This is a genomic window from Streptosporangium sp. NPDC004631 (genome assembly GCF_053601935.1).
This window is the reverse complement of record NZ_JBSGCR010000033.1, coordinates 44,144-67,094: the sequence shown is the minus strand read 5'-3', so window position 1 is coordinate 67,094 and position 22,951 is coordinate 44,144. Positions and strand designations below refer to the sequence as shown.

General features: G+C 70.4%; 21 protein-coding genes and 1 pseudogene. 14 read left to right on the top strand and 8 right to left on the bottom strand.

The window, feature by feature from the left end:
- Positions 1-209: 209 nt before the first annotated feature.
- Complete coding sequence (locus ACWEF2_RS26510) at positions 210-2,267, bottom strand: glycosyltransferase family protein (protein ID WP_453819046.1); 2,058 nt, start codon at positions 2,265-2,267, stop codon at positions 210-212.
- Between the two features lie 63 nt (positions 2,268-2,330).
- On the bottom strand, positions 2,331-3,500 hold the full coding sequence (wecB, locus tag ACWEF2_RS26505) for a non-hydrolyzing UDP-N-acetylglucosamine 2-epimerase (protein WP_453819045.1): 1,170 nt from the start codon (positions 3,498-3,500) through the stop codon (positions 2,331-2,333).
- 119 nt (positions 3,501-3,619) lie between these two features.
- Here wecB and ACWEF2_RS26500 point away from each other — a divergent pair, with 119 nt between their 5' ends.
- The 12 genes and pseudogenes from ACWEF2_RS26500 (at position 3,620) to ACWEF2_RS26445 (ending at position 14,497) form a co-directional block, all read left to right on the top strand.
- Positions 3,620-5,227 (top strand): glycosyltransferase family 4 protein, encoded by a 1,608-nt coding sequence (locus ACWEF2_RS26500; RefSeq protein WP_453819044.1) that lies wholly within the window; start codon positions 3,620-3,622, stop codon positions 5,225-5,227.
- Between the two features lie 198 nt (positions 5,228-5,425).
- Positions 5,426-6,688: a nucleotide sugar dehydrogenase gene (locus ACWEF2_RS26495; RefSeq protein ID WP_453819056.1), complete on the top strand. Its 1,263-nt coding sequence runs from the start codon at positions 5,426-5,428 to the stop codon at positions 6,686-6,688.
- A gap of 19 nt (positions 6,689-6,707) precedes the next feature.
- Positions 6,708-7,796: a glycosyltransferase gene (locus tag ACWEF2_RS26490; protein WP_453819043.1), complete on the top strand. Its 1,089-nt coding sequence runs from the start codon at positions 6,708-6,710 to the stop codon at positions 7,794-7,796.
- 168 nt (positions 7,797-7,964) lie between these two features.
- The gene (locus tag ACWEF2_RS26485) at positions 7,965-9,785 is read left to right on the top strand and encodes a DUF4434 domain-containing protein (protein WP_453819042.1); all 1,821 of its coding nucleotides are present in this window, start codon (positions 7,965-7,967) and stop codon (positions 9,783-9,785) included.
- 59 nt (positions 9,786-9,844) lie between these two features.
- Positions 9,845-10,525 carry an NUDIX hydrolase gene (locus tag ACWEF2_RS26480; RefSeq protein WP_453819041.1) on the top strand — a complete coding sequence of 227 codons (681 nt, stop codon included), beginning with the start codon at positions 9,845-9,847 and terminating at the stop codon, positions 10,523-10,525.
- 222 nt (positions 10,526-10,747) lie between these two features.
- Positions 10,748-10,897 (top strand): annotated as a pseudogene (locus tag ACWEF2_RS26475) (ClpX C4-type zinc finger protein); the annotation flags it as partial.
- Between the two features lie 528 nt (positions 10,898-11,425).
- Positions 11,426-11,656, top strand: a complete 231-nt coding sequence (locus ACWEF2_RS26470; RefSeq protein ID WP_453819040.1) for a hypothetical protein — start codon at positions 11,426-11,428, stop codon at positions 11,654-11,656.
- Positions 11,657-11,658: 2 nt separating this feature from the next.
- Entirely contained in the window at positions 11,659-12,141 is a 483-nt protein-coding gene (locus tag ACWEF2_RS26465) for a Clp protease N-terminal domain-containing protein (protein ID WP_453819039.1), read from the top strand.
- Positions 12,142-12,183: 42 nt separating this feature from the next.
- Positions 12,184-12,447 carry a hypothetical protein gene (locus tag ACWEF2_RS26460; RefSeq protein ID WP_453819038.1) on the top strand — a complete coding sequence of 88 codons (264 nt, stop codon included), beginning with the start codon at positions 12,184-12,186 and terminating at the stop codon, positions 12,445-12,447.
- A 41-nt stretch (positions 12,448-12,488) separates the two neighbouring features.
- Positions 12,489-13,373, top strand: a complete 885-nt coding sequence (locus ACWEF2_RS26455; protein ID WP_453819055.1) for an ABC transporter ATP-binding protein — start codon at positions 12,489-12,491, stop codon at positions 13,371-13,373.
- On the top strand, positions 13,370-14,218 hold the full coding sequence (locus ACWEF2_RS26450; protein ID WP_453819037.1) for an ABC transporter permease: 849 nt from the start codon (positions 13,370-13,372) through the stop codon (positions 14,216-14,218). Before ACWEF2_RS26455 ends, ACWEF2_RS26450 begins: the two co-directional genes overlap by 4 nt.
- A 57-nt stretch (positions 14,219-14,275) precedes the next feature.
- The gene (locus ACWEF2_RS26445) at positions 14,276-14,497 is read left to right on the top strand and encodes a DUF397 domain-containing protein (RefSeq protein ID WP_453819054.1); all 222 of its coding nucleotides are present in this window, start codon (positions 14,276-14,278) and stop codon (positions 14,495-14,497) included.
- Positions 14,498-14,591: 94 nt separating this feature from the next.
- On the opposite strand, the gene ACWEF2_RS26440 is transcribed toward ACWEF2_RS26445, so the two are convergent.
- The 4 genes from ACWEF2_RS26440 to ACWEF2_RS26425 all read right to left on the bottom strand — a co-directional run bounded on the left by ACWEF2_RS26440 (position 14,592) and on the right by ACWEF2_RS26425 (position 18,358).
- Positions 14,592-15,470: a putative protein N(5)-glutamine methyltransferase gene (locus ACWEF2_RS26440; protein WP_453819036.1), complete on the bottom strand. Its 879-nt coding sequence runs from the start codon at positions 15,468-15,470 to the stop codon at positions 14,592-14,594.
- 361 nt (positions 15,471-15,831) lie between these two features.
- A complete protein-coding gene (locus tag ACWEF2_RS26435; RefSeq protein WP_453819035.1) occupies positions 15,832-16,455 on the bottom strand; it encodes a DJ-1/PfpI family protein in 624 nt (207 codons plus the stop codon).
- 1 nt (position 16,456) lies between these two features.
- Positions 16,457-17,425, bottom strand: a complete 969-nt coding sequence (locus ACWEF2_RS26430; protein WP_453819034.1) for a GlxA family transcriptional regulator — start codon at positions 17,423-17,425, stop codon at positions 16,457-16,459.
- A gap of 195 nt (positions 17,426-17,620) precedes the next feature.
- Entirely contained in the window at positions 17,621-18,358 is a 738-nt protein-coding gene (locus ACWEF2_RS26425; RefSeq protein WP_453819033.1) for an SDR family oxidoreductase, read from the bottom strand.
- 86 nt (positions 18,359-18,444) lie between these two features.
- Between ACWEF2_RS26425 and ACWEF2_RS26420 the strand changes: the two genes are divergently transcribed.
- Together ACWEF2_RS26420 and hisC are read left to right on the top strand one after the other, a co-directional pair.
- A complete protein-coding gene (locus ACWEF2_RS26420; protein ID WP_453819032.1) occupies positions 18,445-19,047 on the top strand; it encodes a TetR/AcrR family transcriptional regulator C-terminal ligand-binding domain-containing protein in 603 nt (200 codons plus the stop codon).
- A gap of 172 nt (positions 19,048-19,219) precedes the next feature.
- The gene (gene hisC / locus ACWEF2_RS26415; RefSeq protein WP_453819031.1) at positions 19,220-20,281 is read left to right on the top strand and encodes a histidinol-phosphate transaminase; all 1,062 of its coding nucleotides are present in this window, start codon (positions 19,220-19,222) and stop codon (positions 20,279-20,281) included.
- Positions 20,282-20,316: 35 nt separating this feature from the next.
- Here the strand turns inward: hisC and ACWEF2_RS26410 are convergent, their stop codons facing one another.
- Complete coding sequence (locus tag ACWEF2_RS26410; protein ID WP_453819030.1) at positions 20,317-21,255, bottom strand: EamA family transporter; 939 nt, start codon at positions 21,253-21,255, stop codon at positions 20,317-20,319.
- Between the two features lie 234 nt (positions 21,256-21,489).
- Positions 21,490-22,776 (bottom strand): GTP cyclohydrolase IIa, encoded by a 1,287-nt coding sequence (locus ACWEF2_RS26405; protein ID WP_453819029.1) that lies wholly within the window; start codon positions 22,774-22,776, stop codon positions 21,490-21,492.
- Positions 22,777-22,951 lie beyond the last annotated feature (175 nt).

Here is a 22,951-nt window from a genome sequence, read left to right as displayed (position 1 = left end):
GCGGCCGGAGCGAGAGCGGCTACGGTGCGCACACCGTACGGCCCGCAGCACGGCGCGGAGGGGGGCGGAGGTCCGGCCGGCGTATAAAAGGACAGGGACCACCGCGCCCGCCGGACCGGAGGTCCGACCCCACCGGAGCGCGACCGGCGACGGCCGGCCGGACCTCCGTCCACCGCAGCGCGATGGGGGAGGGGACGGGACGGAGAAGGTCAGATCATCACGTGCGCGGTGGGATAACCCACGAAGGAGAACTGGGCGTTGCGGGTGAGCTTGATGTCGTCCGCCTGCCAGGTGTGCATGGCGGCGTCGCCGCTGCGCCAGTAGACGAAGTTGAACCGGTCGGTGGAGTAGATCTTCACCTGGTCCTCCTTCAGCCGCCGGACCAGCCGCGTGTCCTCGCCGCGGGTGACGTCCTCGAAGCCGTAGTGACGGAACATCTCGGCCTTGCCGAGGAACGTGCCTCCCTGCACCAGCCAGCTGTAGCGGTGCTCCAGCCCCGGCAGGCGCAGCATCGTGGTGTTGCTGCCCTCGAAGTAAGCGTAGTGCGCGCCCTTGCCGACCAGTTCGGCGTCGGAGTAGTCGAAGGCGCGGACCAGGTCGGACAGGTAGTGCTCGCCGTAGAGGTTGTCGTCGTCCATTTTGGCGATCAGCTCGCCCTCGGCCGCCGCGATGCCCATGTTCATGCAGGCGCCCAGCGAGAGCGACGGGTCGGCGGGGAGCACCACGACGTCGGAGATCCCGGCCACCCGGGCCTTGTCGGCGACCACGATCGGGTCGATGTCGAGGCCGTGCAGGACCATGACGAGCTGGATCGGCCGGTGGATCTGCCTGGCGACCGAGGAGATAGCGTGCTCGATCTGCGCGGACCGGTTGGTCGGCAGCACCACCGAGACGGTCCGGGACCTCGGCGCGACGGGCCTGCCCAGCATCTGGAGGATCTGGTCCACCCGGTGGGTGAACAGGTGCTTGTCGAAGACCTCGCGCATGGCCAGGTGGCCCTGGCGGGCGCGCAGCTCGGGGCTGTTGATCAGGTGCAGGACCTGGTTGTAGGACTCCAGCTGGTCGCGGGCGATCGGGATGAGTGTTCCGAAGGTCTCCTCGATGGCCCGGGACCAGCCGGAGACGACCGACGTCGAGCAGGCCGACAGCTCGAAGACGCGGCGGGCGCACATGGTCGGCGAGTCCAGCACCGAGTTCACGTTCAGGAAGACCTTGTACATCTTGTACGCGGCCAGCATCCGGTCGTAGGGCAGCTCGCCCACGATGTGCGGGACGTACTCCGGCGGCCAGGCGTACTTCTCGTCCACGGTGCCGTTGCGGGCGAAGATGTGCAGGCCCAGCTCGCGGATGGGGGCCAGGACGGTCTCCATCTGCTCGCGGCGCTCGGGGTGCTTGTCCCGGAAGTACATCCCGGCGAAGACCACGTCGTGCAGCCGGCCCTGCCGCTCCTGGATGGGGTTGTGCACCCGGGGCTGGGCGGCGAACTGCAGCACGTCGACCCGGTCGTGCCCGAGCACCTCCCGATAGCGGGACACCATGTCGCCGTCGCAGGTGAAGACGTGGTCGAACAGCTTGGCCGTGTCGATGAAGAAGTCGAAGTTCGGCGGGTCCTCCTTGTTCCAGAAGACCGTGGGGATCCCCTCGGACCGGCACCAGTCGATCAGGGCGCGCAGCTCCGGTTTCGGGGCGTTGGACCCGGTCATCTGGTAGCGCCAGCGGCCCTGGTTGCCGTGCCAGGCGGACTCGACGAACAGCAGCTCCGGCCTGCGCTCGGCGAAGATCTCCGGCCAGTCGCGCAGCCCGAACTCGATCTGGTCCCACTCGTAGGTGAACGCCATCCGGGAGAAGTCGTCCAGGATGACCGCGACCTTCATGTCGGGCCGGGCGATCGGCCCGGAGGGCCACTTCACCTGCGGCACGTCCACGGCGGGGCCCCGGTGGTCCAGCTCCTCCACGACCTCGGCCACCGGCGGGGGCGCCTTGGGGCCCTTGCGGGCCGTCATCGCCGCCCGCAGCCGGCGCGGCAGCCGTACCACCCCCGCCCCCTTGGCCTCGGTCAGCGCCTCCGCCACCCGGTAGGGCCGCTGGACCTTGGTGGACTCCAGCTTCCACTGCGCGTACTGCGCGCGAGCCTCGGCGATGGCCAGCCGCCGCTCCAGGTCCCGGACCCGGTCCTCGAAGCGCTCGATGACCTTGCGCTCCTCGGGCAACCAGTTGATCGGTCCGAGACGCTGGTATTTCGGCTCTTCGGGGGTCTGCTCACTCATGGGGGATCGCCTTTATCCGGGGTCGTGCCAGCGTACGACGTTCGCTGTCGCGAAATGGCCGTTTTACAGGGATTTGGGCGGTACGGCCTGCCCTGCCGGGGACAGGTTGCCGCCCCGGAGCCAGGCCGCGATCACCCGGGCGATCCGGGGGCCGGCCTGGCCGTCCCAGAGCGGGGGCAGCTCCCCCGAGGGCGTCCGAGCCCCCGAGGCCAGGGCGTCGTCGGCGGCGGCGGGCAGCAGCGCCGGGGTGACCAGGCGGTTGGTGCCGTGGGTGATGGTGATCGGCCGCTCGGTGTTGGGCCGGACGGTCAGGCAGGGGACGCCGAGCATGGTCGTCTCCTCCTGCACGCCGCCGGAGTCGGTGACGACCAGGGCCGCGCCCCGGACCAGCGAGAGGAAGTCCACATAGCCCAGCGGGTCGACGATGAGCAGGTTCCCGCCGGTCACCAGCCCGGCCTGGGCCAGCCGTTCGCGGCCCCTGGGGTGGATCGGCACCACGATCGGCAGACGCCGGCTCACCTCCAGCACCGCGTCCACCAGCTCCTTGGCCGACGCGGGGTCGTCCACGTTGCCGGGACGGTGCAGGGTGGCCACGCCGTACCTGACGGGAAGTTCGAGCCGGGCGCGGACCGGAGCCGGATCCAGCCGGTCCAGCGCCGAGAACAGACTGTCGATCATCGGGTTGCCGACGAGGTGGACGCGCGCCGGGTCCACGCCCTCGTCGGCCAGGTGGGAGAGCGCGTCGGGCGAGGTGGCGAAGAGGATGTCGGAGAGCGCGTCGGTGACGACCCGGTTGACCTCCTCGGGCATCTCGCGGTCGAAGGAGCGCAGGCCCGCCTCCACGTGCGCGGTCGGGACGCGCAGCTTGGCGCAGACCAGGATCGCGGCCAGCGTCGAGTTCACGTCGCCGTAGACGACGACCAGCGCGGGCCGGTGCGCGAGCACCACGTCCTCCAGCCCGACGAGCAGGGCGGCGGTCTGGCGGGCGTGGGATCCGGAGCCGACCCCCAGGTTGGCGATCGGCTCGGGCAGCCCGAGGTCGGCGAAGAAGACGTCCGACATCAGCGTGTCGTAGTGCTGACCGGTGTGCACGATGCCCTGCCGCACCCCCAGCTCGGCGAGCCCGTGCACCACCGGGGCCGCCTTCACGAAGTTGGGCCGCGCGCCCAGCACGTGCAGGACGAGGGGATTTTCGGGGTCCGGGGTCGTCGCCGTGGGGGCGTAGTCCCTCATTGACCTCGCCTTTCATGCGGGAGTGTGGCAAACGTTGCCTATGGTACGGTCACCGCGTGGTATCCGATGCCAGCGCGCCAGACTCCCCCAAGGTTTCAGCGAAGTCGGCCCGTGCCGGGTTGAGCGGACTTCTCAAGGGATTCGTCAAGCATCCGGTGATCGTCTCCCGGGTTGTGGCGACCAAGGTCAAGTCCGATCCGGTCCGGGTGGCGCGGGCCGCCGCGGAGACCCTGCCGCCGCGGATGCGTCCCGTCGTGGGCCGGTTCGCCTGGCCCGTGGCGCGCCGCGCCAGGATCGCCGTCCGCAAGTTCGGCATGCGCCTGATCAGGGGGCCGTGGGACGAGGCCAAGGAGCACTTCGACGCCGGCCGGATGACCGAGGCCGTCGCCGTGCTCCAGGCGCACACCAGGTATCCCTTCGTCAAGCGCCGGGCCGCCTACTACGCCGGTGAGCTGGCCGCCATCCAGCCGAGCCCGATCCCGCCCAAGGCCAAGGTGATCGTGGGCGAGCGGGTCGAGGGCCGGGTGCTGCACTGCGTGACCAACGCCCTGCCGTACACGCAGGCCGGATACACCGTGCGCACCCACCGGATCGTCACCGCTCAGCGGGCCGCCGGGCTGGACCCGCACGTGGTGACCAGCTGGGGCTGGCCGATGATGCAGGGGCACGCCGACGCCACGCCGTACGAGGAGATCGACGGAACCCCCTACCACCGGCTGATCCCGAACGGCGGAGAGGTGCCGTTCGAGAGCCACGGCCGGATGATCCGGGGGGCCGGTGAGGTGACCGAGCTGGTCAGGACCCTCCGGCCGCGGGTGCTGCACGCCGCGACCGACCACCGCAACGGCTCGGTGGCGCTGGCCGTGCGGGAGCGCACCGGGACGCCGATGGTCTACGAGGTCCGCGGTTTTCTGGAGGAGACCTGGGCCTCCCGCGATCCCAAGCGCGTCGGCAGTCAGCGGCACGTGCTCCAGCGCGACCGCGAGGCGTTCATCATGCGCTCCGCCGACGCCGTGGTCACCCTGGCGGAGACCATGGCCTCCGAGATCGCCGACCGGGGCGTGCCGAGGGAGAGGATCTTCCTCGCGCCCAACGCGGTGGACGACACGCTGCTGACCGCCGAGTACGACGGGGCGGCGTTCCGCTCCGCCTACGGCATCGAGCCCGGCGAGATCATCATGGGGTCGGTGTCGAGCATCGTGGCCTACGAGGGGTTCTCCACCATGATCGCCGCCGCCGCGCTGCTGCGGGACGGGGGGGCCCCGATCAAGGTCCTTCTCGTCGGCGACGGCGCCGAGCGGCCGGCGCTGCTGGAGCAGGTCGAGGAGCTCGGCCTGGCGGACGTCGTGATCCTGCCCGGCAGGGTCGGCCCCGACGAGGCGCTGCAGGCGCAGTCGGCCATCGACATCTTCGTCTGCCCCCGCGAGGACCTGCGGGTGTGCCGGCTCGTTACCCCATTGAAACCCGTCGAGGCGATGGCGCTCGGCAAGCCGGTCGTGCTGAGCGATCTGCCCGCCCTGTCGGAGCTCGTGGGCACCGGCGGCGCCGGGCTTCTGGTCCCCCCCGGCGACCCGGAGGCGCTCGCCGGGGCGCTCGCCGGGCTCCGCGACGATCCGGAGCGGCGGGCCGCGATGGGGGAGGCCGGCCGGGCCGAGGTGGCGGCGAAGCGCACGTGGAGCCGCGTCGCGGAAACGTACCGTGACCTTTACCAATCGCTCACAGGTTGATGACCTTGTGCAGGGGGTGAGGCAACTTACAGTTTGCCGTACGTTCAATCGCATTAGACGTGGCTTGTGCGGACTTGAGATAGCCTTTGCGACCATGAAGTGTTGTTTCCGGCATCCCAAGGTCACCCGGTGAGCGAGCGCGGCCAGTCGGCCGACGGCCACGGCGCCACCGCGGGCAACCCCGGGGAAGGAGGCCGTGTGAGCACCTACGACCTGGCTGTCATCGGCCTTGGATACGTCGGTATGCCCCTGGCGAAGGAGGCCGCGGCGGCCGGACTGCGCGTCATCGGCTTCGAGGTCGACTCCCGCAAGGTGGAGGCGCTCAACGCCGGCCGGTCCTACATCGACGACCTGACCGACGCCGACCTCGAACACATGCTGACCAGCGGATTCCGCGCCACCCTGGACGAGTCGGTGCTGGCCGCGAGCCGGACCGTCGTCATCTGCGTGCCGACCCCGCTGGACGAGGACCACCGCCCCGACCTGTCCGCCGTGGAGGGCGCGACCGCCACGGTCGCCAGGAACCTGTCCGCGGGCACCCTCGTGGTCCTGGAGTCCACCACCTGGCCGGGAACCACCGACGAGGTCGCCCGCCCGATCCTGGAGACCTCGGGTCTGGTCGCGGGCACCGACTTCCACCTCGCCTTCTCGCCCGAGCGCATCGACCCGGGCAACGCCAAGTACGGCATGCGCAACACCCCGAAGGTCGTCGGCGGCTACACGGCGGCCTGCAAGGACCGCGCGGTCGACTTCTACGCCCGGTTCGTCGAGCAGGTCGTACCGGTCAGCGGCACCCGCGAGGCCGAGATGGCCAAGCTCCTGGAGAACACCTACCGGCACGTCAACATCGCCCTCGTCAACGAGATGGCGATCTTCTGCGACGAGCTCGGAGTCGACCTCTGGGAGGCCATAGAGGCGGCGGCCACCAAGCCGTTCGGCTTCCAGAAGTTCCTGCCGGGCCCCGGCGTCGGCGGCCACTGCATCCCCGTCGACCCGTCCTACCTGTCCTACACGGTGCGCAAGCTGGGCTACCCGTTCCGGTTCGTGGAACTGGCCCAGGAGATCAACGAGCGGATGCCGTCCTACGTGGTGGCCCGCGTCCAGCGGCTGCTCAACCGGCACCGCAAGGCCGTCAACGGCGCCCGGGTGCTCCTGCTCGGCGTCACCTACAAACCCGACATCGCCGACGAGCGCGAGACCCCGGCCGTGCCGGTCGCGCGGGCGCTGCTCGACCTCGGCGCCGACCTGGTCTTCGCCGACCCCTATGTCAGGCAGTGGAGTGTGGACGGCACTCCGGTGCCGCGGGAGGAAGACCTCGCGAAGGCGGTCGCCGAGGCGGACGTGACGCTGCTGTTGCAGCAGCACGCCGCCTTCGACCTGTCGATCGTCGAGGACCACGGCAAGCTCGTGCTCGACACCCGAGGCGTGCTCGCCGAGGGTGAACGCGTCGAGCGGCTCTAGCAACGAAGGGCTGCGCGCAGTGCACGTGCTCGTCATGACGGTGGTGCATCACCCCGAGGACGCCCGGATCCTGCACCGGCAGATCCGCGCGCTCGTGGACGCCGGTCATGAGGTCACGTACGCCGCGCCGTACACCGCGCGGGGTGTCATGGCCCGCTCCTGGGTGAACGGCGTCGACCTTCCCCGGGCGGCCGAGCGCAGGCGCCTGTCCGCCGTGCGCGCCGCCCGCAAGGTGTTCAAGCGGATGCGCGACCAGGTCGACCTGGTGATCATCCACGATCCCGAGCTGCTCCTCGCGGTGGTGGGGGTGCGCAAGCGGCCCCCGGTGGTCTGGGACGTTCACGAGGACACCCCGGCGACCCTGTCGCTGAAGCCCTGGCTGCCCGCGTTCCTCCGCCCGCCGGCGCGTTTCGTGGCCCGGATGCTGGAGGGCGCGGCCGAGCGCCGCCTGCACCTGCTCCTGGCCGAGAGCGCCTACGCCGGCCGGTTCCACCGGACCCACCTGGTGGTGCCGAACGAGACCTGGGTGCCCGACGAGGTGACCGAGCCGGGAGACGACCGTGTCGTCTACCTCGGCTGGCTGTCGGAGGCGCGCGGGGTGCACGAGGCCATCGAGGTGGCCCGGCTGCTCCAGCCGTACCGGGTGGCGGTCGAGCTGATCGGCTACGCCGACTCGCGGTCGCGCCCGACGCTGAACGAGGCGGTGACCGAGGGAGTGCTGGAGTGGCGCGACTTCATGCCGAACGACGAGGCGCTCAAGCGGCTCGACGGCGCGCTGGCCGGACTGTCGCTCCTGCACGACGAGCCCAACTACCGGCACTCCATGCCCACGAAGATCGTGGAGTACATGGCCCACGGGATCCCGGTGATCACCACTCCGTCGCCACGCGCGGTGGAGCTGGTGGAACGCTACGGCAGCGGCACGGTCGTGCCCTGGCGGGACGCCAAGGCGGTGGCACAGGCCGTGCTCTCCCTGCGGGACGACGCCCGGGAACGGCATGCGCAGGGCGCCCGGGGGTATGCGGCGGCCCGTGCGAACCACCACTGGCCGAACTCGGCCCGCCGTTTCGTCTCCCAGCTTGAGGCCTGGGCAGGGGTCAAAAGCTGACCCCTCGCACGGCGTGCGCGGCCCGTACGGCGTGCACGGTGTACGCGGCCCGTATGGCGTGCGCGGCCTGTGCGACGTGCGCGGCCCGTATGGCGTGCACCGTCCGTACGGCGTGCACGGCGAAGCTGTTTATGTCCGCCTGATCGCAAGAACGGTAGTGTCCTGAACGTGCGCTGGCTCACCACTATTCTCGGCGTGGCGATCCTCGCGGCGGCGGTGGCGGCGATCGTGATGGTTCTCCCCCGAGACCGGGACGCCCCGCCGGAGAGCGGTTCGCCGACCGCGTCGCAGACCTCCGCCGCGCACTCCCCGGCCTCGCCGGCCGCCGGAGAGGGGGCCTTCACCGACCCCTGCGGAACCTTCGACACCACCGTGCGCTCGCCGTACGCGCTGACCGGCTACTGGCTCATCCCCACCACCGACCACTGCACCTGGCGCCGGCAGCTCGCCGCCATCCACGAGGTGGGCGGGGACACCGTGATCCGCATCGGGTGGGGTCTGCAGGGCCGCAGGACCGACGAGGACGGCCGCGTCCTCGACAAGGAGGGCAAGGCGGCCGACCCCCGCTACACGTCCTGCGTCGAGGACGGGCTGTCCTGTGTGGCGGCGGCGGAGAAGGACCTTGAAGCGGCCAATCCCGGCAACAGGGTGAGCTGGACGTTCGTCTACCGGACCGACGAGGCCTTCGGCGACCGGCTGTTCCGCTGCCCCGAGTTCGAGCGGCGGATCCCCGTCGGCGACACCGTCTTCTACCGGATCGTCGCGCCGGACGACGGAACCGACGACGCCAGCTGCGAGAACATCAGAAACAAGGGGCGCGGCTACCACCTGATCCTGATCGCGGGCGCCGCGCAGGACAGCCTCACCGAGCTGCTGAACCTGGGCGACCGGTTCGGCGTACGCGTCTTTCCCGCGCTGCCGCTCTCCCCGCGCGACCCCGCGCAGAGCACCCGCGCCTCCGAGCGGGGCACGGACACCCTCACCACGCTCACCCGGCGCATCCTGCAGGACTACGGTGCCCGGTTCAAGGACAGGCCCTCGCTCGGCGGCTTCTACCAGCCGTTCGAGCTGCAGCTGCGGGAGATGAAACCGGACCACCCCACGCTCGCGGTCTACGCCTCGCAGCACGGGATCGTCGAACAGGAGATGCCCGGCAAGCCCATCCTGGTCAGCCCCTACCTGGACGCGCGTAAACGGCTGCCCTTCAGCGCCACACCCCGGCAGGTGGCCGCCGGCTTCGAGGCACTCGCCAGGGCCGGGGTCGGCATCATCGCGCCCCAGGACAGCCGGGGCACCGGCAAGGTCGGGCTGTTCTGGCCCGACCAGCGCGAGGAGCGGGTGGACGACCGGCTGCGCCCGGTCGTGGGGGAGACGACCAACGGCGCCGCCTACCACGGCTCGACCCGCGACTACTACCGGGAGATGGCCGCGGCGCGGGCCAGAATGGTCGCCCAGGGCTACGACGTGCAGCTCTGGGCCAACGTGGAGGCGTTCGAGCCGTCCGGCGACGAGCCCTGCGCGCCGAGGACCGGCACCCGGGGGCACACCGACAAGAAGCGGCTCGACGCGGCCGTGACCCAGGTCGGCCGGTACGTCTCCAAGGTCGTCTCCTACATGTGGAGCGACTTCTTCACCTGCGGCACGCCGTCCCTGGCCGAGCAGATCGCCCGCGACTCCGACCGGCCGATCCCGGTGGACGCGGTCCGCCTGAAGCGTGACATCCAGGACGGTGTGGAGATCCGGGGCTACAACCTTCCGCTGGGCAGCACGGTGACCGTCACCTGGGACGGCGCGCCGTCCCCCAAGGCCGTCGAGGTGACCGGTGTGGACCTGACGGAGCCGCCGCCCGACCTGCCCGCCGGGATCAGGACGGCGTGGATCCCGTTCGACTGGAGCCGGGTGCCGTCCGGCGGCTGGGTCAGAATCGAGGTCGCGGCCCCGGACGGGCGGGCGGCGGCCGAGCCGTTGCACGTCCGCCTGCAGTCCTGATCGGTGTGCTGAGCCGTTGCGCGTCCGCGCGGAGCCCTGACCGGTGTAACGTGCCTGGCATGGTTCCGCGCATTCCCGTCAGCGTGGATCTGGTTGTCCTCACGGTGCGCTGCCAGGCGCTGAGCGCGCTCGTCTGGCGGCGGGACAGGCCACCCTATGAGGGACACTGGGCCCTGTCCGGCGGCTTCATCCATCTCGACGAGGATCTGCCGGCCGCCGCCGCCCGTGTCCTGGCCGAACGGGCCGGCCTGCCGGGGGCCGCCGTCCACCTGGAACAGCTGCGGACCTACGGCTATCCCGACCGCGACCCGCGCCAGCGCGTCCTGAGCGTCGCCTACCTGGGCCTCGCCCCCGACCTGCCGGCCTCCACCGAGGCCCACATGAGCTGGCAGCCGGTCTCCTCCCTGCGGGGGATGGCCTTCGACCACCGGCGCATCATGGTCGACGGCGTCGAGCGCGCCCGGGACAAGCTTGAGTACACCTCGCTGGGCGCGGCCTTCTGCCCGCCGGAGTTCACCGTCGCCGACCTGCGCCGGGTCTACGAGATCGTCTGGGGGCGGACGCTGGACCCGCGTAACTTCCACCGGAAGGTCACCAGCGCGGAGGGCTTCCTGGTGCCGACCGGCCGCACCACCACCCGCGACGGGGGCCGCCCCGCCAAGCTCTACCGCCGGGGCCCCGCCGTACTGCTCCACCCCCCGATGCCCCGCTTCCCGAAGGAAACACCACCGGCGGACTGACCCCGCGCGTGCCGGCCCTGGCGGAGGCCCGCGCGCCGACGAGCCCATCCAGGAGCCGGAGGTCAAACGGCCGTCGACCAGCCCGTCCAGGAGCGTGTCTCGGTAACGGCGGCCGCCCTGCTGCCGGGGTGGTGTCAGGGCGGCGCAACACGCGTGCGAGTTGTCAAGGATTCCCTGACGACCTATGCTGTCAGGGGTATCCTGACAGCATAGGAGTGCGCTGTGACATCGCCTGACGCTCTGGCCGAACCCACTCGGTGTTCCTTCTGCGGCAAGCCGACCGCCGAGGTCGACAAGCTGATCGCCGGCCCTGGGGTGTACATCTGCAACGAGTGTGTGGCTCTGTCCGTGTCGATCATCGACGGGAGCCTCAACAGCCCCGAGGGGCCGCGCGTGCCCATGTGGGAGTGGCTGACCGACGAGGAGATGCTGAGCCACATTCCGCGCGTCGCCGCGCACATCGACCGGGCCGAGGCCGACCTGCGCTCGTGGGTGCAGGAACTGCGCCGGCGCGGTGTCACCTGGGTCAGGATCGGGGAAGCCCTCGGGATCACCCGCCAGTCCGCGTGGGAGCGGTTCTCCGGCGAGGAGTGACGCGATTCGGGGCGGCCCGCCCGCGTCTGGGGATCTCTCGTACGACACGATCCCGGCATGCGTGGTGAGGGCGGGTTGTTCGAGGTTGAGCCGGGTGGTGCGGAGCGGCCTCAAGGCCGTGCGACGGCGGTGGACAAGACCTTCCGGGCGTTCGACCCGCATCGGGTTTTTTCGCCGCCGCCGTCGCCGAGACACGCTCCCAGCTGGACCGCCTCACCCGCGCCGGAGAGGCGATCGGCTCAACGGTACGGACGGTTTAGCAACCTGTGTTGACTATTTTGAGATTAGTCAACTATGGTTGCTTATATGCCCGCTGTTGAGATCCCCGGTGCCCAAGATCCCGCCGATGGGCTGGCGGCCGTGGCGGCGTTGAGGCGCCTGGCCGATCAGCTGGAGGATGCCGCCGTCGAGCAGGCGATGCGGGCGGGCTGGAGCTGGCCGCAGGTCGCCGAGGCGCTCGGAGTCACGCGCCAGGCGGTTCACAAAAAGCATGCCAAGCGGCTCATCGCCGCCGGCGTCACGCTGAGGAGGCGCTGACGATGACCCCGTTCGACACATACCTCCACATGATCATCACGGAGGGAGGACACGAAGCCCACAGGGACGGGTCGGCGACGATTGAGGCACAGCATCTCCTGCTGGCGATCGCCGCCGAGGAGGGAGGCGTCACACACCGGGTCCTGACCTCGGCCGGGCTCGATCATCAGGCGATCCGCGACGCGTTGGCCCGGGAGTTCGAGCACAGCCTGAGCGCGGTCGGAGTGTCTCTCGCCGCCTTTGACCTCCCCCGGCCGAGCGGCGGCCCCAAGCGTCCCCCGCAGATGGGGGCCTCGGCCAAACTCGCGCTCGAACGAGGCTTCGCGTCCGCCGCCCGTAAGAAGGATCTGCGGCCGGCGCATCTGCTGCTCGGGATCCTGCGGGCTCAGATCGGCACCGTGCCGCGCGCCCTCGCCCTGGCCGGTGTCGACCAGGCCGACCTGGAGGCGCGGGTGGCGCGGACGCTCACCAACGAGGGCGAGTAAACGCACGCCTGAAGGTGGGGTCTCCACACTCAAGGAGTTTCGATGATTAACCCCTTGTTCCAACCGGCGATACCGCCAACCGGCCTGCGCAAGCCGTACGCCGGCAAGACGGTGTGCGACGGCGCAGACCCGCACGTCCCGACGGGAACGACCTTCTCGCCGCCGGGCCCCAACGGCGCCGGCAGGGCCGCCGCGCGGAGCCGCACGTTCGCCCGTGACATCGGGCGTACGGAGCCGTCGCCGGGCTCGTCCACGCGACCGGCGGGCACCCGTGACCGCGCGGCGTCGAGGGTGAGACCGTCGTGACGGCGAGCGAGAGGGTCGTGCTCGACGTCGACGGGCTGCGCATGCGTTACGGCACGAACGACGTCCTGCACGACGTGACCTTCCAGGCGCGTCATGGGGAGGTGCTGGCCCTGCTGGGGCCGAACGGGGCAGGAAAGACCACCACCATTGAAATCCTGGAAGGTTTCCGGATGCGGTCGGCGGGCCGGGTCGAGGTGCTCGGCACCGATCCGGCACACGGCGACGAGCGGTGGCGGGCCAGGCTGGGGGTCGTGCTGCAGTCCTGGCGCGACCACGGTAAGTGGCGGGTGCGTGAACTGCTCGCCCATCTCGGCACGTACTACGCCCCCTACTCCACCGACGCGATCCGGCGGCCGTGGGACGCCGACGAACTCATCCGGGCGGTCGGCCTGACCGAGCACGCGGACAAGAAGATCAAGATGCTCTCCGGCGGTCAGCGGCGCCGGCTGGATGTGGCGATCGGCATCGTGGGCCGTCCCGAGCTGCTGTTCCTGGACGAGCCCACCACGGGGTTCGACCCGCGGGCCCGGCACGAGTTCCACGACCTCGTGCGCGGCCTCGCCGACGGCCACGAGACCACCATCCTGCTCACCACCCACGATCTGGACGAGGCCGAAAAACTCGCCGACCGCATCGTCATCCTGAGCGGGGGGCGGATCATCGCCGACGGTTCGGCGGGTGAGCTGTCGCGGCGGATCGCGGGCCGGGACCGGGTGAGCTGGACCCGCGACGGGCGGCGTTTCACGCGGTCGACCACCGAGTCGGCCAGGTTCGTGCACGACCTGTTCAACCGGTACGGCGAGGCGATCGGCGACCTCGAAGTCCACCGGGCCTCGCTGGAACAGACCTACCTGGCACTGGTGCACGAGGCCGAGTCCGGTCAGGGCCAAGCCCCGGCGCGCGAACAGGAAGAGGTGGCACGGTGAACCCGACCGCCGGGGCGATCCGGGCAGGCTGGACCCGCGGACTGATCGAGCTGCGGCAGTCTTTCACCAACGCCGCAGATCTGTGGGGGCACTTCTTCTGGCCGGCGCTGATGCTGGCCGTCATGTTCTTCATGCGAGACACGGCGTTCGGATCCAGCGGGCTCCTGCTCGGCACCCTGGCCCTGCCGAGCATCCTGGGGATGAACGTCGCGCTCGGCATGGTCAGCATGAGCCAGCAGCTCACCGCCGAACGGGAGGACGGAACCCTGCTGCGCGCCAAGGCGACGCCGAACGGCATGCGGGGCTACCTGGTCGGCAAGGTCGTCTCCGTGTCCGGCATCCTGCTCGCCGACCTCGCGATCTTTCTTATCCCCGGCATGTTCATCATCCCCGGCCTCGCGATCGGCAGCCCGGGTTCCTGGCCGGCCCTGATCTGGGTGCTGGCACTGGGCATGGCGGCGGCCCTGCCCATCGGCGCGGTGCTGGGGTCGGTGTTCACCAGCGCGCGCAGCCAGGGATTGATCACGCTACCGCTTCTGGGCATGATCGCGATCTCCGGGATCTTCTACCCGATCACGTCGATGCCGGAGTGGCTGCAGTGGATCGCTCAGATCTTCCCGTTCTACTGGCTTGGCCTCGGCATGCGTTCCGCCCTGCTGCCCGACGCGGCGGTCGGTGTCGAGATCGGAGAGTCCTGGCGGCACCTGGAAACCGTCGGGGTGCTGGGGGCCTGGGCCGTGCTCGGTGTGATCCTCGCGCCGATCGTGCTACGCCGGATGGCGCGCGGGGAGTCGGGATCGAGCGTGGCCAAGCGCCGGGAGAAGGCCGTACAGCGGGTCGGATGACCTCCGGTGCCTTGAGGTGACCTCGGCGGGCGCCCGGTCCTCCCCGTCTCCGCCGCCCTGGCCGAGTTCATCCGCGACCCTGTCGTCTCCGGCCCCCATTTCCCCGCCACGTGGTTCTCCATAGGCGGTGCCATCAACGACAACTGCGTTGAGGTGGCGACGAACCTGCCGGGCGTTGTCGCTGTTCGTGACAGTGAGGACCCGTCCAGCCCGGTGCTGACTTTCAGCCCGGTGGCCTGGCGTGACTTCCTCAAGTGCGTCCGTGACGGAGACCTCTGATCTACGTCCCTTGACGGGGGCCGCACGGCCAGGGGCGGCTGGGGAGCCGTCCGGGCCGTGCGGCTCGTTCGTTTCTCGCTGGACCGCGACGGGTTCAGCCCTGGAGGGCGGGCCTGGTTCCGACGACGACGGTCGCGTTCAGCTCGTCGGAACCGGCCACCCGTGGGATCAGCCCGTGGCGGGCGATGATCTCGACGGTCCGAGGCGCCTGGCGCTCACTCGTCTCGACCAGCAGGGAACCGCCCGGTGCCAGCCACAGTGGCGCCGCGGCGGTCACCCGCCGCACGACGTCAAGCCCGTCCGCGCCGCCGTCGAGCGCCACCCGAGGCTCGTGGATGCGGGCCTCCGGGGGCAGCAGTCTGATCGCATCGGTGGGTACGTAGGGCGGGCTGGCGATCAGGACGTCCACGCGGCCCCGCAGTGTGGCGGGCAGCGGCCGGTAGAGATCACCCTCGTACACCCGGCCACCGGCGGCGGCGGTGTTGCGCCGGGCGCACCGTACCGCGGCGGGGTCGATGTCGACGGAGTGCAGCTCGACATGGTCCAGGGCCGCCACCAGCGCGGCGCCCATCGCGCCGGAACCGCAGCACAGGTCGACGACGACGGCTCGGGGCCGGACGAGGGCCTGGACCGGGGGGCCGACGGCCGGTCGCACGAGTGTGGCGGGCCGATCGGCGGGGCCGGCGGCCCGGAGGGCGAGGGCGGTGGCCTGCTGGACGAGGAACTCGGTGCGGCGGCGGGGTACGAAGACTCCGGGGTCCACGGCTATCCGCAGGCCGCAGAACTCCGCCCAGCCGAGGACGTGTTCGAGGGGCAGGCCGCCGACTCGCCGGTCCACCATGGCGGCGAGGTCGGCCGGGGTCTGTGCCGTGGAGACGAGCAACCGTGCCTCGTCCTCGGCGAAGACACAGCCGGCGGCTCGAAGCATGGTGACGACGACGGATTGAGGGAGGGGTGACGGGGAAACCGACATGGGCGCCTTTCGGAATGCCGATGGGCGCTCCCTCGGTCACCTATGTCAGGGGGACCGTACGGCTGTGAGGTGGGAGCACCCAGCCTGATCTGGCGTAATGGGTCTCACCTCCTCGATAGGTCCACTGCTGGAGACGGTAACACTACCTGAGCCGGGTCGCCGCGCACCATAGTCCGTCTTCAAACGGATCTTGCTCGGAGCGGGAGCGGGAGCGAGGCGAGTGTGACCGCTGCTCCGTAGGAAGCGGCGGTCCTGTCGTATCGAGTCGGTCGGGATCACGCCCGCCAACCTGGCGGTGCTCAAGAACGGCCGCCCGATGTCGTCCCCCGCACCCCCTCGTTTGGTCACCACCCGTCTGAGGTCAGGCATCCCTCAGGAAGGAGCGCACCAGCTCGGTGATCTCCGCGGGAGCGGTTTTCGGCGTCCCGGCGTTGAACGGTGGCCGCGGCGCGTATTCCAACCCGAGCTGGATCGCCATGGCCATATCCTCGCCCGCCAGCAAGGATGCGAGGTAGAGCGCCATATCGATACCGGCAAGTACGCCGCCCGAGGTTATGATCTTGCCGTCTTCGACGAAGCGCTCGTCGACCGGCTCCGCCCCGAACTCCGCGAGGAGGTCGTGGGCCACCCAGTGAGTGGCCGCCCGGACTCCCTCCAGCAGGCCCGCCGCGCCGAGCGTGAGCGAGCCCACGCATACCGAGGTGGTCCATGTGGTGGTCGGGTGCGCCGCCTTCACGTAGTGGATCACCTCATGGTTCGCCATGCTCTGTTTCACGTCCTTGGCGCCCGGGACCACCAGGACGTCGGGTGCGGGCAGGTCGGCGAAGGAGGCGGTGGCGGTTAGCGTGACTTCCCCGTCGGCGATGACGCCTGGCCGCTCCGCCACGAAGGTGACCGTCGCGCCGGGAATGTTGCGGAGCACGAAGTACGGTCCCAGGGCGTCTGCGGCGTCGTAACCCGCGTACAGGGGGATGGCGATGTGCATGTCAGTTCTCCTCGGTACGGAATCTGCGCCGGTACTCTCCCGGCGAGATCTTGAGATGTCGGCGGAAGACGCGATAGAGGGTCTCCGGCGTTCCGAGCCCGACCCGGGTGGCGATCCGGTCGAGCGGCTCATCGGTGCCTTCCAGCAGTCGCCTGGCTGCCGCTGTCCGCGCGTGCTCGACATACCGTGCGGGTGACACGCCCACCTCGGCCCTGAACACGCGCGAGAAGTGGCGGACACTCGTGTTCAGGCGTCCTGCGAGGGTCTCCACCGACAGGTCGATCTCAAGGTTCTCCTCGATCCATCCCTGCAGGTCGCGCAGGGGCTCGCGCCTTGGCGTCTGCGCGCTCAGCGGTGTGCTGAACTGGCTCTGGCCGCCCGGCCGCTGCAGGTACACGACCAGCCAGCGGGAGATCTCCCTGGCCAGATCATGCCCGTGGTCGTGAGCGACGAGGGCCAGAGCGAGATCAATCCCCGCGGTGACCCCCGCCGAGGTCCACACGTTGCCGTCGCGCACGTGGATGCGATCGGCGTCCACCCGCACGTTCGGATACTCGCGGGCGAGCGTGTCCCCCACCGCCCAGTGGGTGGTTGCCCGCCGTCCCTCCAGCAGGCCGGCCTCGGCCAGCAGCAACGTGCCCGAGCAGATGGATCCGACACGATCTGACTCCCCGGCAAGCCTGCGAACCTCCGGGACCAGTGCTGCCGTATCGGAGACAGCCGCACGGATTGGAAGGCCGCCGACGACCAGCAGCGTGTCGATCGGACCTTTCACGTCTCGCAGCGGCGTCTCGGCAACCACCGTGACGCCGGACAGGGAGCGTACGGCTCCAGCGTGTACGGCTGCGACCTCCACCCGGTAGTCGGCGGACGGATCCAGCAGACCGGCGGCGGAGAAGACATCGGCCGGGCCCGCGAGATCAAGCAACTGGAAGCCATCGAAAAGCACGATGACAACGCGTTGGGACATATCGCCATACTTGGCCACCCGTAGCGATGGCCGCAAGGACACATATCTTACAGATTCGGCCATGACGAAGTGCCGTGCCGCGCACCGGGAGTGGCGCCAACGAATAAGGCGATCCCCACGACGAGATGATGCCTGACGGGGGCGGGTACGGCGGGCGGGAACGCCGGGCGGTGGGGCCTGAGGGGGCGGGACGGGTCAGACGATGCCGCCGTTGGCGCGGATCACCTGGCCGTTGACCCAGTGGCCGGGGCCGGCGAGGAAGGCGACGACCTCGGCGATGTCCGCGGGCGTGCCCAGGCGCTCCAGCGGCGGCTGGGCGGCCATCTTGGCGACGGTCTTCTCGTCCTTGCCGTTCAGGAAGAGCTCGGTGGCGGTGGGGCCCGGGGCGACGGCGTTGACGGTGATGTCGCGCCCGCGCAGCTCGCGGGCGAGGATCAGGGTCATGGCCTCGACCGCGCCCTTGGCAGCCGCGTAGGCCGCGTATCCGGGGAGGGCCAGGCCGATCACCGAGGAGGAGAAGTTGATGATCGCCCCGCCTCCGCGCAGCCGGCGGGCGGCCTGCTGATTCACCACGAAGGTGCCGCGGATGTTGGTGCGGTGCATGCGGTCCATGGCGTTCAGGTCGAGGTCGGCCACCGGGGACAGGTGCATCGTGCCGGCGGCGTGCACGACGACGTCGACGCCGCCGAAGGCGTTCTCGGTCGTGTCGAACAGTGCGGCCACCGCCGTCTCGTCGGCGACATCGGCGCATATCGCGATCGCCCGGCCACCCGCCTCGGTGATGGTGGCGACCGCCGCGTCGGCCTTGATCCGGTTGCCCGCGTAGTTGACCACGACGGCGAAACCGTCGGCGACCAGGCGTTCGGCCGCCTGGCGGCCGATGCCGCGCGAGCCTCCGGTGACGATCGCGACGCGGGCTGACGCAGTGCTCATATCGGCTCCCTCCCCACAATATGTGTACACTATGTACATATATATGATCATGAACACAGTGTCCATATGTTTCCCGGAGGTAGATCGTGACACAGCCTCCCCAGCCCGTCCGCCGGGGACGCGGGCGGCGCCCGGCCGACGAGGTGCGCGGCGAGGTCCTGCGGGCGGCCGGTGAACTCCTGCTCGCGGAGGGAATGGCCGGCTTCACCATCGAGAAGGTCGCGGCCCTCGCGGGCGCGAGCAGGGTGACGCTTCACAAGTGGTGGCCCTCCAGGGGGGCGCTGGCGCTCGACGGCTACTTCAGCGTCGTCGGCACCACCCTGGCCTTCCCCGACACCGGCGACATCGCCGCCGATCTGACCACCCAGGTGCGGGCCTTCGTCCACCTGATGCGCGACACGCGGGCGGGGCGCGTCATGCCGGAGCTCATCGGCCAGGCCCAGACCGACCCCGAACTGTCGGCCGTCTATCGCGAGCGCTACTCGGCCCCGCGCAGGGCCCTGGCCGTCGAGGCCCTGACGCGGGCCACCCGCCGCGGTCAACTGCGGGCCGACGTCGACCCCGAGGTGGTCGTCGACCAGCTCTGGGGCGCCTGCTACCACCGGCTCCTCATCCCCGACCAGCCGCTGACCGACGAGTTCGCCGAAGCCCTCGTCACCAACCTGCTGACCGGGATCACCCACCCCTGAAGACCCCGCCGAACCCGCGTCACCGGCATTGAGGCGGAGACCCGGACCGGCTCGCCCCCGCGACACCGGGGACGTTCGAGACCAGGGGGCCGCCGGTCGAGCGAGGGGTGTGAGGTGCCCTTCGGGGTTCCCGGGTGCTATTCGGTTTGAACGCTCCTCGTAAGGTAAGGCCATGCCTCGTTTCCGCGCGATTCTGGACACGGTGCCCCCGTACAAGGCGGGCAAGGCCGTGGTGTCAGCCGACGGCCGGTCCTACAAGCTGTCCTCGAACGAATCTCCCTATGGGCCGCTGCCCTCGGTGGTCGAGGCGATCTCCAAGGCCGCGTCCGACATCCACCTGTACCCCGACCCGGGGGCGACCGGCCTGACCAACGCCCTCGCCGACCGCTACGGTGTGCCGCCCGAGCACGTCGCCCTCGGCGCGGGCTCGGTGACGGTGGCCCAGCAGCTCTTCGAGACGGTGAGCGAGCCGGGCGCGGAGGTGATCTACGCCTGGAGGTCCTTCGAGGCGTACCCCCTCCTGGCCGACCTGGCGGGGGCGACCTCGGTGCGGGTCCCGCTCCTGGGTGAGACGCACCACCTGGACGCCATGGCCGACGCGATCACGCCCCAGACCCGCATGATCTTCGTCTGCAACCCGAACAACCCCACCGGCACGGTCGTCCACCGGGCCGAGCTGGAGGCCTTCCTCAACCGGGTTCCGGAGGACGTGCTGGTCGTCCTGGACGAGGCGTACCAGGAGTACGTCAGGGACACCGACGTCGCCGACGGGGTCACCGTCTACCGCGACCGGCCGAACGTGGCCGTGCTGCGCACGTTCTCCAAGGCGTACGGCCTGGCCGGGCTCCGGGTGGGTTATCTGATCGCCGGGGAGCCGGTGGCGTCCGCCGTCCGCAAGACGACCGTGCCCTTCGCGGTCAACCATCTCGCCCAGGTCGCCGCGGTCGCCTCGCTCGCGGCCGAGGAGGAACTGCTGGAGCGGGTGGACCTCGTGGTCAAGGAGCGCGGCCGGGTCCGTGAGGCGCTGGTCGCCCAGGGCTGGACGGTGCCGGTCACCGAGGCCAACTTCGTCTGGCTCCGCCTGGGCGAGCGCACGACGGACTTCACCGGGGCCTGCGCGGCCGAGGGCGTCGCGGTACGGCCGTTCCCGGGCGAGGGCGCCCGGATCTCCATCGGCACCCCCGAGGCCAACGACACCTTCCTGGCCGTCGCCGCCGCCTTCAAGGGCGCCTGACCCCGCCTCCGTCGCAGATTCGACGGGGCCGGGTTCTACACGGGGGCGGGTTCCTCCTCGGCGGTGTGCGCCTTTTTCCGGCGTTCTGTGGAGACCACCAGGGCGACGCCTATGACGATCACCGCGCCCGCCGCGACCATCGAACCCGTGACCGGTTCGCTCAGCACGATCGCGCCCAGCACGACCGCCACGACGGGGTTGACGTAGGCGTAGGTGGACACCAGGGAGATCGGGGCCTTGCCCAGCAGCCAGATGTAGGCGGTGAAGCCGACCAGGGAGCCCATCACGACGAGGTAGGCCAGCCCGGCCCACGACCGTCCGGAGACGGCCGCGAGGTCGAGATGCTCGCCCGCGATCCTGCTGGTCAGCAGGAGTCCGAGGCCGCCCACGGCCATCTCGACCGTGCTCGCGGCGAAGGGGTCGGCGGGCATGGGGATCGAGAAGGACAGGAACGAGCCGATCGACCACGACAGCGACGCCAGCAGGATGATCGTGATCCCCGGCCCGCCGGAGGCGCCGCCCCCGCCGCTCAGCGACAGCCCCGCGACGCCGCCGAACCCGACCAGCACCCCGGTCAGCGTCAGCGGTCTCGGCCTGTCCCTCGCGACCACCCTGAAGATCACCAGCCAGAGCGGTACGGAGGCCACCAGCAGCGCGGCCAGCCCGCTGGAGATGTGCTGCTCGCCCAGCGAGACCAGGCCGTTGCCGAAGGTCAGCAGGAGCACTCCCACAAGTGCGGCCCCGCCGAACTCCTTCCAGGTCATCCGGAAGGCCCGCCGCCCCCTGAGGAACAGGATCACGGCGCCGAGAAGCGACGCGGCCGTGACGAAGCGCATGGCCCCGCTGATCAGCGGCGGCATGGTCTCGATCACGATCGCGATCGCGAGGTAGGTGGATCCCCACACCACGTACACGATCGCCAGCGCTCCCCACACGAGGGGCGATGTGCGATTGTCAGGAGTGTCGTGCGCCATAGCTCATGACGATATCCGTTTGCGCCCCCTGCTCCGCCAGCGGGTTTCCGACCATGAGACGGCCCCTGCTCCGCCGGTGGGTTTCCGGCCGTGAGACACGGGAGGCGGAGACCCCTCGTTCCGGTGGTCTCCGCGGCGTGTCCGGGGGCCGCCCCGCGGGGCGGCCCCCGGACACACGGTGCCCGTCCAGGGCCCACAGGCCACCTCCGGCGTGCGAGGCGGCCTGGGAGGCCCTCAGCGACCGCTGAGTTTCTCCACGATCAGCCGGTAGAGCTGGCGTGGCCGGCCGGGTTGCGGGGTGCGGTTCGGCGGAAGCGGCCACGCGAGTCCCTCGTCGACCAACGTGCGCAGCAGCCGCCGTGCCGTACGCGGGGTGACGCCGAGCATCTTGCCGGCGTTCTCCGCGTCCACCACCGTGTCCCCGCCCTCTAACTTGGCCGCCAGCCGGGACAGCACCTCCACGCCCTTCGGCTTCAGCGCCCCGCCCTGCGGAGGCATCCGGGGCGCCGGGATCAGCGCCCGGCCCTCCCGGTCCACCGCGAAGCCCTGGGCCTGTTTGCCCGCCTGCGTGCGCGCCAGCGCGGCCCGTGCGTGGGATTCGGCGTCGTGGGTGGTACGGCCCATGCCGACCCCCACCTCCACCGCCAGCCCGAGCTCGTCCCGCACCCGGGCCGCGAACGGCAGCACCCGGAAGCCCTCGGTGGCCGTGGCCACCGAACCGCGGGTCGCGGTGACCATGTAGCTGTGGTCGTCGACCGCGGTCACCGACGCGTTGATCCGGTTGGCCTCCTGCACCAGCAGCCGGTGCAGGGACAGCCGGAGCTCGTCGCGCCAGTAGCGCGGCGCCGCCCGGCGCACCGGCTCACGGAGCGTGGGCACCTCCACCAGGACCACGGTGAGCTGCGACTCCTCCAGCCGGTGGTGTGCTCCCAGCAGGGCCGCCGTGTGCAGCGCCGTACGGACCGCCGCCGAGGTCGGGCGGATCCTGACCACCGGAACCCCGGACGTCTGCAGGCGGTCGGCCACCGCCGGCAGACAGGTCAGCGCCCCGCTGGTGTGGCCCTGGCGAGCCAGCCGTTCGTGGAAGGCCGTGATCGTGCCGGTGGCCCCCGGCTCGTCACGGCTGTGTACGTCCCCGGAGGGCAGGCCGAGATCGGCGTACGCCTCCTCGACGTCGGCCCTGTTCAGCACGTCGACGCTGACCCTTCGCGGGTCTATCCGCTCGTCCAGTGCGGCCCTGGCCAGCGCGGCGATCAGTGCGGCGCCGCCGAGCTGGACATAGGTCGCGGGCATCGTCAGCACCCCCGAACGCCGTGCCAGATCGTAGGGGACCGGGCTGGCGAACAGACATGCGTCCACCCCCGCTCCCAGGCGGGTTACCTTGTCGGCGGCTTCCTGCTCGTCCCGGTAGGCAGCGGCTACCAGGCGACAGGGCAGGGGTGCCGCCGCGTGTCCCATAAGCATCACTCGCTCCACAAGATCATGGGGGCCCACCACACCGATAGTGAGGTCCGGTGTCATAGCACCTGGGCGTGACACTCGTGGAGTTTCTTCGGCCCGCTCGACCAATGTTCGTCCCATCCTGCCGTCCGTCTGTTTCGGCTCTCTTTTGGAACGATCGCTTGCGGGGGCCGTAATGTCACGCCCGTTTTGCCGTTAATTCTTGGAGGAACCCACGGTCTAAACCCTGACTCCT